This window comes from Aeromonas sanarellii, from assembly GCF_000820085.1.
In the GTDB taxonomy this organism is placed as follows: domain Bacteria; phylum Pseudomonadota; class Gammaproteobacteria; order Enterobacterales; family Aeromonadaceae; genus Aeromonas; species Aeromonas sanarellii.
In genome coordinates, this window is sequence record NZ_CDBN01000092.1 from 35120 (window position 1) to 46826 (window position 11707).

The 11707-nt window shown below is 61.7% G+C and carries 12 protein-coding genes, 4 tRNA genes and 1 pseudogene; 11 read left to right on the forward strand and 6 right to left on the reverse strand.

Annotated features, from left to right (window positions below; translation table 11 throughout):
• Positions 1 to 192: 192 nt before the first annotated feature.
• Positions 193 to 906, reverse strand: a complete 714-nt coding sequence (locus BN1132_RS17185; protein WP_042079100.1) for a 3-deoxy-D-manno-octulosonic acid kinase — start codon at positions 904 to 906, stop codon at positions 193 to 195.
• A gap of 139 nt (positions 907 to 1045) precedes the next feature.
• On the opposite strand from BN1132_RS17185, the gene BN1132_RS17190 reads away from it, so the two are divergent.
• From BN1132_RS17190 to BN1132_RS17220, 9 genes and pseudogenes are all read left to right on the forward strand, one after another.
• Positions 1046 to 2146 (forward strand): glycosyltransferase family 9 protein, encoded by a 1101-nt coding sequence (locus BN1132_RS17190; protein ID WP_042079101.1) that lies wholly within the window; start codon positions 1046 to 1048, stop codon positions 2144 to 2146.
• 27 nt (positions 2147 to 2173) lie between these two features.
• On the forward strand, positions 2174 to 2305 hold the full coding sequence (locus BN1132_RS19780) for a guanylate kinase (RefSeq protein WP_080989930.1): 132 nt from the start codon (positions 2174 to 2176) through the stop codon (positions 2303 to 2305).
• 96 nt (positions 2306 to 2401) lie between these two features.
• Entirely contained in the window at positions 2402 to 3028 is a 627-nt protein-coding gene (gene gmk / locus BN1132_RS17195) for a guanylate kinase (RefSeq protein ID WP_042079041.1), read from the forward strand.
• Between the two features lie 79 nt (positions 3029 to 3107).
• Positions 3108 to 3383: a DNA-directed RNA polymerase subunit omega gene (gene rpoZ, locus BN1132_RS17200; RefSeq protein ID WP_005307060.1), complete on the forward strand. Its 276-nt coding sequence runs from the start codon at positions 3108 to 3110 to the stop codon at positions 3381 to 3383.
• Between the two features lie 135 nt (positions 3384 to 3518).
• A complete protein-coding gene (gene spoT / locus BN1132_RS17205; protein WP_042079042.1) occupies positions 3519 to 5636 on the forward strand; it encodes a bifunctional GTP diphosphokinase/guanosine-3',5'-bis pyrophosphate 3'-pyrophosphohydrolase in 2118 nt (705 codons plus the stop codon).
• Positions 5637 to 5743: 107 nt separating this feature from the next.
• Positions 5744 to 5824: pseudogene (locus BN1132_RS20520) on the forward strand (tRNA (guanosine(18)-2'-O)-methyltransferase TrmH); the annotation flags it as partial.
• A gap of 31 nt (positions 5825 to 5855) precedes the next feature.
• A complete protein-coding gene (gene trmH, locus BN1132_RS17210) occupies positions 5856 to 6602 on the forward strand; it encodes a tRNA (guanosine(18)-2'-O)-methyltransferase TrmH (protein WP_042079043.1) in 747 nt (248 codons plus the stop codon).
• Positions 6592 to 7632 (forward strand): alpha/beta fold hydrolase, encoded by a 1041-nt coding sequence (locus BN1132_RS17215; RefSeq protein WP_042079044.1) that lies wholly within the window; start codon positions 6592 to 6594, stop codon positions 7630 to 7632. Before trmH ends, BN1132_RS17215 begins: the two co-directional genes overlap by 11 nt.
• A 93-nt stretch (positions 7633 to 7725) precedes the next feature.
• Positions 7726 to 8538 carry a Cof-type HAD-IIB family hydrolase gene (locus tag BN1132_RS17220; RefSeq protein ID WP_042079045.1) on the forward strand — a complete coding sequence of 271 codons (813 nt, stop codon included), beginning with the start codon at positions 7726 to 7728 and terminating at the stop codon, positions 8536 to 8538.
• Positions 8539 to 8596: 58 nt separating this feature from the next.
• Here BN1132_RS17220 and BN1132_RS17225 read toward each other — a convergent pair whose 3' ends face one another.
• The 5 genes from BN1132_RS17225 to BN1132_RS17245 all read right to left on the reverse strand — a co-directional run bounded on the left by BN1132_RS17225 (position 8597) and on the right by BN1132_RS17245 (position 9739).
• Positions 8597 to 9109 carry an RICIN domain-containing protein gene (locus tag BN1132_RS17225; RefSeq protein ID WP_042079046.1) on the reverse strand — a complete coding sequence of 171 codons (513 nt, stop codon included), beginning with the start codon at positions 9107 to 9109 and terminating at the stop codon, positions 8597 to 8599.
• A 179-nt stretch (positions 9110 to 9288) separates the two neighbouring features.
• Positions 9289 to 9365, reverse strand: a tRNA-Pro gene (locus BN1132_RS17230).
• Positions 9366 to 9429: 64 nt separating this feature from the next.
• A tRNA-Leu gene (locus BN1132_RS17235) sits at positions 9430 to 9515 on the reverse strand.
• 20 nt (positions 9516 to 9535) lie between these two features.
• Positions 9536 to 9611 (reverse strand) — tRNA-His (locus tag BN1132_RS17240).
• A 51-nt stretch (positions 9612 to 9662) separates the two neighbouring features.
• Positions 9663 to 9739: transfer RNA gene (locus BN1132_RS17245), tRNA-Arg, on the reverse strand.
• Between the two features lie 269 nt (positions 9740 to 10008).
• Here BN1132_RS17245 and BN1132_RS17250 point away from each other — a divergent pair.
• Positions 10009 to 10599, forward strand: coding sequence for a TetR/AcrR family transcriptional regulator (locus tag BN1132_RS17250; protein ID WP_042079047.1), 591 nt, complete (start codon positions 10009 to 10011; stop codon positions 10597 to 10599).
• Positions 10596 to 11702 (forward strand): efflux RND transporter periplasmic adaptor subunit, encoded by a 1107-nt coding sequence (locus BN1132_RS17255; protein WP_042079048.1) that lies wholly within the window; start codon positions 10596 to 10598, stop codon positions 11700 to 11702. The genes BN1132_RS17250 and BN1132_RS17255 overlap by 4 nt, the downstream gene beginning before the upstream one ends.
• The last annotated feature ends 5 nt before the right edge of the window (positions 11703 to 11707 follow it).

The following is an 11707-nucleotide window of genomic DNA, read 5'->3' on the forward strand; positions in this document are numbered from 1 at the left end:
TCAATAAGTAACATTGGCACTGGCGCCGAGCAACCGCGCCAGCACCACTTCCTCACCCCTCCAGGCCCTGATAACCCTTTATCAGAGCCTGCCAACCTCCAGACACTAAGTGGAGGTCGGGCTCAGTCCGTCTTGTCCTGATAGCCCTTTATCAGTGCCTGCCAGCCTCCAGACACGAAGTGGAGACCGGGTTCAGTCCGTCTTGTCCTGATAGCCATTCATCAGTTCATGCCAGTTATCCGGCACGAAGTGGAAACTGGTATGCAGCTGGGACTCCTTGTTGAAGGAGCGCAGCAACCGCTCCAGATTGGCCTGCTGCCAGCTGCCTGGGGAGCGGATCGCCCCCTTGTCGAAGTCGATCACCCACACCTTGCCCTCCTTGTCGAGCAGCAGGTTGTGGCTGTTGAGGTCCGCGTGATAGACGCCGGCATCGTGCAGCTGGCGCACCGTCTTGCCTATCTTGTGCCAGACCTCACCGGCGATCGGCCCCTGCTTGAGCAGGGCCACCAGATCGTTGGCACCGCGGATGCGCTCGATCAGGATGTCGGCCCGATAGAAGGGCCCCTGTTTGACCATGCGCGCCGCGAACGGGCGCGGCACCGGCAGTCCCTGCTCGCTCAGGGTGGCCAGCAGGCGGTACTCGGCCATGGCCCGACTCGACTCAACCCCTTCGAACCAGAAGCGATCCCGCACCAGCTTGCCCACCATGCCGCCACGGTAGTAGTGGCGCAGCACCAGGTGGCGCGACTCATCCTTCACGAACCAGGTCACTCCGCGACCGATGGAGGACCCCACCACCTGACGATGGGTCTGCCACCAGGCCGGATCGAACAGGGAGGGGGAAGGATCGCGGAAGGCACCGTCGGCATACCAGCAGATCTGGTTGTGGGTGGTCTGTGTCAGCATCATGAGAATTCCGGTCGATAGTGGGATGCAGGGCACCCCTTCAGGGGACTGTGCCGGTCGGGCAGCTGGCGCAATTTTACAATCCGCAGGGGAGTTTGCATAATGCCATCCATCCATTTTGCCATCGTTGCGCCACATCATGCCGCTGTTCCAAACGCCGCCCTCCTCCATCTGCATCCTGCGGCTCTCCGCCATCGGGGATTGCTGCCACGCGCTGGCGCTGGTGCGCGTCATCCAGCGGGCGTGGCCAGAGACCCGCATCACCTGGATCACCGGCAAGATAGAGGCAACGCTGTTTGCCGATCTGCCCGGCGTCGAGGTCATCCCCTTCGACAAGAGCAAGGGCTGGCGTGGCTATCGCGATCTCTGGCGCACCCTAAAGGGACGCAGGTTCGATGCACTGCTCCATCTGCAGGCGGCCCTGCGAGCCAGCATCGCCACCTTAGGCATCCGCGCCAGGGTCAAGCTCGGCTTTGACCGGGAGCGGGCCAGCGACGGCCAGTGGCTGTTCACCAACCACAGCGTCCCCTCGCCCGCCTCCCCCCACGTGCTGGACGGCTTTCTCGCCTTTGCCAAAGAGCTCGGCATCGAAGATCTGACCCCTGACTGGCAGCTCCCCCTTAGCGCCGAGCACCAGGCCTGGGCCAGGGAGACGATCGGCGGCAAACCGACCCTGCTCATCTGCGCCGCCGCGAGCAAACCCTTCAAGAACTGGACGGCCGAAGGCTATGCCGCCCTGGCGGATCACGCGGCCGGCAAGGGCTTTCAGGTCTATCTGTGCGGCGGCCCGGCCAGGCTGGAGCGGGATCTCGCCGCCGACATCCAGCGCCTGAGCCGCAGCAAACCGGTGGATCTGGTGGGGCAGACCAACCTCAAGCAGCTGCTGGCGCTGATCAAGGAGGCCAGCCTGGTGCTGGCCCCGGATACCGGCCCCGCCCACATGGCCACCCTGGTGGGCACGCCGGTGATCGGCCTCTACGCCCACCACAACCCGGCGCGCACCGGCCCCTACCTGTGCCGCGATTACCTGGTCAGCGTCTATCGGGAACTGATCGAGCTGGAGACCGGCAAGCCGCTGGCCGAGCTCGACTGGCGTACCCGCCTCAAGGATCCGGACGCCATGAGCAAGATAACCCGCGAGAGCGTCATCGCCGCTTTCGACCGCCTCTGCGCCGCTCGCCATCTCCTGCCCGCCCGGGGCAACTCGGAAATTCCGAGCCATGAGGCAGGGATAATCTGATGGCCCTCCCCCGGCACAGGAGGCAGAATGACGGCCAATGTGGGTAACGCTCCCGCAGCAAGCTACGAATATTTTGATCGGCTGGAATATGATTCCGGCCGTTTTTTTATCCGCCCCCATCTGCTAACATTCGCCGCCTTTACATCCTCCTGGCTCTGATTCTTCCGCGTATTGCGAGCAACCGTCTCCCTGTCGGGCACAAGACGGCGGCCTCTGCTACAACCAAAGCGCGGCTCATCGTTTAAAGGTACAGACATGGCGCAACAAGGCACTCTCTACATCATCTCCTCCCCGAGCGGGGCCGGTAAGTCCAGTCTGCTCAACGCCTTGCTGACCAAACACAACAGCGCAGGCAAGATGCAGCTGTCGGTCTCCCACACCACCCGCGCCAGCCGTCCCGGCGAACAGCACGGGGTGCACTACCACTTCGTGCAGGTGGAGACCTTCAAGGAGCTGATCGAGCGCGGCGACTTTCTGGAGTGGGCCGAGGTGTTCGGCAACTACTACGGCACCTCCCGCGCCGCCATCGAGGCCTGCCTGGCTCAGGGGATCGACGTCTTCCTCGACATCGACTGGCAGGGGGCCCGCCAGATCCGCGAACTGATGCCGACCAAGTCCATCTTCATCCTGCCCCCCAGCCGCGAGGAGCTGGAGCGCCGCCTGATCGGCCGTGGCCAGGACAGTGCCGAGGTGATCAGGGGCCGGATGGAGAAAGCCATTGCCGAAATGGTGCACTATGACGAATATGACTATGTCATCATCAATGAAGACTTTGAGCAGGCACTGTTCCAGCTCAGGGCCATCATAGAGTGCCAACGCCTGGAATTGCGCCAGCAACAGCAGGCCCAGCAAAACTTGCTGAAACAGCTACTGGCAGAGTAAGCCAAAAACAAGTAAACTTTTGCGTCATTTTTAAACACCGCTTTTTCAATCACAGAAAGCCCAAACACTGGAGTCCCGCATGGCCCGCGTTACTGTAGAAGATGCTGTAAAACAGGTAGGTAACCGTTTTGACCTGGTGCTGGTCGCCGCGCGCCGCGCCCGTCAAATCGCGGTACAAGGCAAGGATCCCCTGGTCGACGAAGAGAACGACAAGCCGACCGTGATCGCCCTGCGCGAGATCGAACTGGGTCTGGTCAACAACCAGGTGATGGATACCCAGGACCGTTACGAGCAGCAAGAGCAGGAAGCCGCCGAGCTGGCTGCCGTTGCCGCCATCGCCGAAGGTCGCGGCTAAGTCAGTCGTTTCCCATAGTCGGCGCCCGCCCGGGTGCCGGCTGTTATCCCCATTTACAACCGCTCGAAAACCTCGCAAACTCGAGGGCATACCCTCAATTTCACGGATTGCCGTTTAACCGCTGCGGGGACTGTCTTGTATTTATTTGAAAACCTTAAAGAAATAGCCAGTTCCTACCTGCCACCCGAGCAGGTTGAGAAGCTCAGGCAAGCCTATGTGGTAGCCCGCGACGCTCACCAGGGACAGATGCGTTCCAGTGGTGAACCCTACATCACCCACCCCGTTGCCGTGGCCCGCATCCTGGGCGACATGCGCCTCGATCACGAAACCCTGATGGCCGCCGTGCTGCACGACGTCATCGAAGATACCCCGGTCACCAAGGACGACCTGGCCGAGCTGTTTGGCAACGCGGTCGCCGAACTGGTGTCCGGCGTCTCCAAGCTCGACAAGCTGAAATTCCGCGATCGCAAGGAAGCCCAGGTCGAGAACTTCCGCAAGATGATGATGGCCATGACCCAGGACATCCGGGTCATCCTGATCAAGCTCGCCGACCGCACCCACAACATGCGCACCCTGGGCTCATTGCGGCCCGACAAGCGCCGCCGCATCGCCCGCGAGACCCTGGAGATCTTCGCCCCCATCGCCAACCGTCTCGGCATCCACACCATGAAGAACGAGCTGGAAGAGCTCGGCTTCGAGGCGCTCTATCCTATGCGCTCCCGCGTGCTGCGGGAATCGGTGCGCCGCGCCCGCGGCAACCGCCGCGAGATCATCGACTCCATCCAGAGCGAGATTGAAGGCCGTCTGCGGGAAGCAGGCATCGACGCCCAGGTGAGTGGACGCGAGAAGAACCTGTTCTCCATCTACAACAAGATGGAGAAAAAAGAACTGCAATTCCACGAAGTGATGGATATCTATGCCTTCCGTGTCCGGGTGAAGGACATCGACACCTGCTACCGGGTGCTTGGGCAGATGCACAGCCTCTACAAGCCGCGCCCCGGTCGCTTCAAGGATTACATCGCCATCCCCAAGACCAACGGCTACCAGTCCCTGCATACCTCCCTGGTGGGGCCGCACGGTGTGCCGGTGGAGGTGCAGATCCGCACCGAGTTCATGGACCAGATGGCCGACAAGGGGGTCGCCGCCCACTGGGCCTACAAGCAGGATGGCGACAGCTCGGGCACCACGGCGCAGATCCGCGCCCAGCGCTGGATGCAGAGCCTTCTGGAACTGCAGCAGAGCGCCGGCAGCTCCTTCGAGTTCATCGAGGGGGTCAAGACCGACCTCTTCCCGGACGAGATCTACGTGTTTACCCCGGAGGGGCGCATCATGGAGCTGCCCGCCGGCGCCACCCCGGTGGACTTCGCCTACACGGTGCACACCGACATCGGCCACGCCTGCGTGGGCTCCCGGGTCGACCGCCACCCCTACCCGCTCAGCAGCCCGTTGCACTCGGGACAGACGGTGGAAATCATCACGGCGCCGGGCGCCCGCCCGAACGCGGCCTGGCTCAACTTCGTGGTGACCACCAAGGCACGTTCCAAGATCCGCCAGTTCCTCAAGAACCTGCGCACCGAGGAGTCGGTAGTGCTGGGCCGCCGCCTGCTGAATCACGCGCTCGGCGCCAAGAACATCGAAGACATCCCGGAAGCCCGCGTCAAGCAGGTGCTGGCCGACACCAAACACGAGAACCTGCAGGGGCTGCTGGCCGACGTGGGCCTTGGCAACGCCATGAGCGTCATGGTGGCGCGCCGCATGCTGGGAGATGAACTGCCGCCGGAAGAGCAGCCCAAATCCACCAGCAAGAAGATGCCGATCAAGGGGGCCGACGGCATGCTGGTCACCTTCGCGAACTGCTGCCGCCCCATTCCGGGGGATGCCATCATCGCCCACATCAGCCCGGGCAAGGGCCTGGTGATCCACCAGGAGTCCTGCCGCAACATCAAGGGCTACAGCCGCGAACCGGACAAGTACCTGCCGGTACAGTGGGAAGTCGACAAGGAGCAGGAACAGGAGTTCCGCACCGGCATCAGCATCGAGATCGTCAACCACCAGGGCGCCCTGGCGGAGCTGGCCAACGTGATTGCCGCCACCGGCGCCAACATCCACGCCATCAGCACCGAGGAGAAGGATGGCCGGGTCTATGTGGTCACCCTGCTCATCACCACCAAGAGCCGGATCCACCTTGCCAACATCATGCGCAAGATCCGGGTGATGCCGAACGTGCTCAGGGTGAGCCGACAGAAGAACTGAACACAGGCGGCGCAAGCCGCCTGCTGCTTTTCAAGAGATACCCATGGCCCCATGCGGCAGGCCACCAGCCTTGTTGCGTGGACCAGCCTCACGACATAGAAACCGACATGACTCCTGAACGCTTCAAACGCATTTCCGACATGCTGGCCCAACGCCAGCTCGACCTGACCGTCTGCATGCAAGAGATGCGTGCACAAGCCTCACGACATAGAAACTGATATGACTCCTGAACGCTTCAAGCGCATCACCGACATGCTGGCCCAGCGCCAACTCGATTTGACCGTCTGCATGGAAGAGGTCCACAAGCCGCACAACCTGGCCGCCATCGTGCGTACCGCCGACGCCATCGGCATCCACCGGGTGCACGCGGTCTGGCCCAAGAGCTGGATCCACAAGCGCAAGGGCACCGCCCGCGGCAGCCAGAACTGGGTGGACGTGAAGCTGCATCCGGACATCGGCAGCGCGGTGGCCGAACTCAAAGCCTCCGGCATGCAGATCCTGGCGACTCACCTCTCCGACAGCTCGGTGGACTTTCGCGCCATCGACTACACCAGGCCCACCGCCATCCTGGTGGGCCAGGAGAAGCACGGCATCGGAGAAGAGGCGCTGGCCCTGGCCGATCACCATATCGTCATCCCCATGGTGGGCATGGTGCAGTCCCTCAACGTCTCGGTGGCCGCCGCCGCCATCCTCTATGAGGCCCAGCGCCAGCGCGAACAGGCCGGCTGCTACCAGCGCGGCTGTCCGCTCAGTTTGGAAGAGCAGAACACCATCTTGTTCGAGGGGGGCTATCCCGTCTATGCCCAGCTCTGCAAGGAGAAAGAGATGCCCTACCCCCAGCTCGGCCCGGCCGGCGAAATCCTGGCGGACGAGCGCTGGTGGCAGCAGATGCAGCTGACCCGCAAGGGGTGGGCCGCGCAACAGGAAGAGACGATGGAGATGGAGTATCCAGACGATGAAAATTAACTGCCTGCCCTTGCTGGCCCTGACCCTGTTTTCTGCCGGAGCCCTTGCCGTGAACCATGCCGTCCCCCTCACCACAGAGCACGAGGTCCCCGCCCTCTATCAGCAGACCCTGCCCGACTTCTGGCGCCAGCACGCCGTCGAGGGGGCCTTCAAGGGCAAGGACGGGATCACCATCCGCTACGCCGCCCTGCGCCAGGCCAAGGTGGACAGAGCCATCCTCATCGTCAACGGCCGGGTCGAGAGCTATCTCAAGTACCAGGAGCTGGCCTGGGATCTGTGGCGCCAGGGCTACAGCCTCTACCTCATCGATCACCGCGGCCAGGGGCTCTCCGGCCGGATGCTGGCGGACCCCGAGAAGGGGTATGTCGACCAGTTCGACGATTATGTGGTGGATCTCAAGCAGTTCCATGACGAGGTGATCGCGCAGGACAAACCCGCCAAGCTGTTCCTGCTGGCCCACTCCATGGGCGGCGCCATCTCGGCCCGCTATCTGGAGCGCTGGCCGGACGACATCCAGGCGGCGGTGCTCTCCTCCCCCATGATGGGCATCAATCTGGGCGGCCTGCCCAAGTGGCTGGCCAAGGGGCTGGCGGCCACCATGGGCAGGGTCGGTGGCTGGTTTGGCGAGGCCCCTTATGGTCCTGGCCAGGGGCCTTACGAGGATCACGGCTTTGCCGACAACGAGCTGACCCACAGCGAGGCACGCTATCAGGCCTTCCGGCAGGTCTATGCGCAGCATCCGCAGATCCGGCTGGGGGGTGCCACAGCCCACTGGATCCACCAGGGCATCGCCGGCTCCGATGCCGCCGTGGCCGACGCGGGCGCCATCAAGACGCCGCTGCTGGTGCTGCAGGCCGGCGACGACAGCGTGGTGGACAACGCGGCGCAGGATGCCTTCTGTGCCAACGCCCGTTGCGAAGGGGGCAAGCCGCTTCGCATCGAGGGGGCCTGGCACGAGCTCTTCATCGAGGCGGATCCCCAGCGCCAAGTCGCGCTCAACGCAACCCTGGCCTTCTTCGCACGCTACTAGCGGATGGTTATTTTTTGTGCCCCTAAATAAATGGGGTCGCGGGAGCGGTTGCTGTACACTGCTCCCGCTTTCATTCGTAACCCCGAGGTGATGATGTATAAGGTCGTTGTATCCGATCTCGATGGTACCCTGCTCAACGGGCAGCACCAGATCTCCCCCCGTACCCGGGATACCCTGCACCGCCTGGTGGCACAGGGTGTCAAGTTCGTGGTGGCCACAGGCCGGCACCATGTGGACGTGCGCAGCATCCGCGACACCCTCGGACTCGATATCTATCTCATCACCTCCAACGGCGCCGTGGTGCACGACAAGCAGGATCAGCTGGTCTACAACCAGGCGCTGCCGAGCACGGTCGCGGCCGAGCTGATCGCGCTGGAGCGCGATCCTTCCATCCACATCAACGTCTACTACGGTGACGAGTGGCTGGTGGAAGAGGAGATGCCCTGGCTGCTGCAGTTCCATCACGATTCCGGCTTCAGCTACCGTCTGACCGATCTCGCCAACCACCCGCTGGACAAGATCAACAAGGTGTTTTACATCGGCGACCACGAGAAACTGCTGCTGATCGAGGCCGAGCTCAACCAGCGTTACGGCGACCGGATCAACGTCACCTTCTCCCTGCCGGACTGTCTTGAGGTGATGCACGCCGGTGTGCACAAGGGCAATGCCGTCCGCGCCGTATTGGAGCAGCACGGGCTGGAGATGTCCCAGGCGGTGGCCTTCGGCGATGGCATGAACGACTTCGAGATGCTGAGCATGGTGGGTCGTGGTGTGGTGATGGGCAACGCCCACGATCGCCTCAAGCTGGCCCTGGCGCACCACGAGCAGACCCTCACTTCCGATGAAGACGGCGTCGCCGTCTATCTGGAGCAGCTGTTCGCACTGACCGGCGTCAACGTCGCCTGACCCCTTCCGCCATGGGCATCCCCTGCCCATGGCACCATCCTCTGCAACGACCTGCGCCTCAGCGGATGAGGCTTTTCAGATCCGGCAGTGTCATCACCCCCTCTTCCGACTGCCACGCGAAACTCTGGTTGGCGCCGCCGTAACATTCGGCCAGTCGCAGCGGTGTTCCCGGCTGGTGGCGACGTCCAGCCACGTCCAGGCAGAGGCCGGTCTTGCGGTTGAACAGGCGATCCCCCTGCCACTGCCATTGGCGGCTCTCATCTCCACACTCGGCCATGGCCAGCTCTCCCTCCCCTCTGGCGACCAGGCAACGCTGCGCCAGTTGCAGGGCGCCGGCATCCCAGCTGAATTGCTGGCGGACACTCAGGTCACAAGGCTGGGTGATCAGCCGATCCCGGGCATCCAGGGCCACGCAGAAGCCCCCGTCTGTCACCAGCGCCGAGGCAGGGGGGGCTCTCTGCATGGGGGCGGCCCCCATCAAGAGCTCGTCGGGTTGCGGCTTGTAGGCGCAGCCACCGAGAGCCACGACAACCAGCGCCAGGGCGTTGGCGCGAACAGTGTTAGGGGACATAGGGCATGCTGGCCTGCAGTGTGTTCGATCACGAATGCCCGCGGATAGCGGGTCAGCCCCAGCATACCCGAAGCCTGGACGGGAAAGAGCCAACTGAAGTGTAAACAGACGTGACAGAGCGGAAAGGCCGCCAGAGGGCAGAAAGCAAAAAACCCCGCATGGCGGGGTTTTTCAGAATGTGGTCGGTGATAAAGGATTCGAACCTTTGACCCTCTGGTCCCAAACCAGATGCGCTACCGGGCTGCGCTAATCACCGAAACTATTTTGATTTTACAAAAAACAAAGACGACCCTGTGGTCATCCTCGTTATACAGCAAGTATGGTGCGAAGAGAGGGACTCGAACCCTCACACCCGGGGGGCACTAACACCTGAAGCTAGCGCGTCTACCAATTCCGCCACCTTCGCATACCTGACAAGCTGTAAAATGGGGTGGCTGATGGGGCTCGAACCCACGACAACCGGAATCACAATCCGGGACTCTACCAACTGAGCTACAGCCACCACAGCTGTTTTTCGTTCTTCAACACGCCCGTTTAACCGGCGCACGTTGGATGGTGCGCCCGACAGGATTCGAACCTGTGACCTCTGCCTCCGGAGGGCAGCGCTCTATCCAGCTGAGCTACGGGCGCTACGCTGTCGAACGGGGCGCATTATTGATGATGGCGCTCACCTTGTCCACTCTTTTTTTGACACAAAGAATCAAGTGACTGTTTTTCAATCACTTTCGGCCCTTTTCAAGTATTTTTGTTTTGTTCAGCCTGGATCCAGCTTTACCCGCTACTTTTGACTCCCCTCATACAGCCACCATACAGCGATCGATGACGGGCAGAGTCTTGACTTGCCTCACGACCCACCTAGAATGAATGAACGTTCATTCAGTCATTGATTTCTGATAACCATGGATAAGAAAGAACGCATTTTTGAAGCGGCTCACGAGATCCTCGGCGAGCAAGGCTTCTACGGCCTTTCCATTGCCGTGGTCGCCAAGAAAGCCAAGGTGGCGGCAGGGACCATCTATCGCTACTTCAGCGACAAGGATGATCTGATCCGCCAGCTCTATCAGCACACTATTCTCAAATGTCATCCCCTGGTCATGGAGGGCGTGCAGATAGAGGAGGTGTCATACCGGCAGTATCGCCGCCTCTGGCTCAACATAGATGCCATCTTTACCAGCTACCCCAATGCACTCAAGTGCAAATTGCAGTACGAAAGTTCTCCATTGGGGGCTGAATTGGAGCGGGATCCGGTCATAATGGCGACGTGGGCGCCACTTGAGCGCTTCTTCGAGCAGGGACGCCAGCAGGGACTCTTCATCGACCTCCCCGTCCTGGTGTTGCAGGCATTGAGTCTGGATTGCGTGGCCAACCTGGCACAGCAACGCCGGGTTCACGATTTCGAATTGACGCAGGAACAGCTGGAGACGGTCATCCGGGCCAGCTGGAATGCCATTTTAAACCCTAATGTTTCCATCACAGGAGCCTGTTCATGAAAAAGTGGATGGCCGTCATGCTGCTGATAGCACTCGCCCTGTTTGGCAGTGTCATCGGTTTCAATATGTTCAAACAGAAGAAGATCGCAGAGTTCATGGCCAATCGTCCCGAGCCTGAGTTCCCGGTCACCGCCATGGTCACCAAGGCCCAGGACTGGGTCCCCACCATAGAGGCGATCGGCTTCATCGAGCCGAACCAGGGGGTCACCCTCTCCAGCGAGCTGTCAGGCACCATCGACGCCATCCGGTTTGAATCCGGGGCGCACGTCAAGGCGGATCAGCTGCTGCTGAGCCTGGACTCCAGCGTGGAAAAGGCCAACCTGAACTCTTCCCAAGCCAGACTGCCGGCTGCCCGAGCCAAGTTCGAGCGCTACAAGAACCTGTACCAGAAGAACTCCATCTCCCGGGACCAGCTGGATGATGCCGAGGCGAGCTACCGCTCCCTGGAGGCGGACATCGACAGCCTGAAGGCCACCATAGCCCGTCGCGAAGTGCGCGCCCCCTTCAGCGGCGCCGTGGGCCTGCGCAACGTCTTCCTCGGTCAGTACCTGGAGCCGGGAACCGAGATAGTGCGGCTGGAAGACACCAGCGTGATGCGCCTGCGCTTCACCGTGCCCCAGACCGACATCTCCAGGATTACCCTGGGCCAGACCATCAAGATCAACGTGGATGCCTATCCCCAGACCCAGTTTGACGGCCAGATCACCGCCATCGAACCTGCGGTCAACTACCAGAGCGGCCTGGTCCAGGTGCAGGCGGACATCCCGAACAACGAGGGTCAGCTCCGCTCCGGCATGTTCGCCCGTGCCAGCATCATACTGCCCACGGTGAAGGATCAGATCGTGATCCCGCAATCCGCCATCTCCTTCACCCTCTATGGCGAGAACGTCTACGTCATTCACGAGGTGGACGGCGTGAAACGCGCCAAGCAGGTAGTGGTCAAGGCGGGTGAGCGCCGTGGCAACGACGTCCATGTGCTCTCCGGCATCAAGGCCGGCGATCAAATCGTGCTGTCGGGCCAGGTTCGCCTGAGCAACGACACCAAGGTACGCGTGGTCGAGAACGATGCCCTCGCCGTCCCGGCACAAACCCCGATGCTGTAAACGCG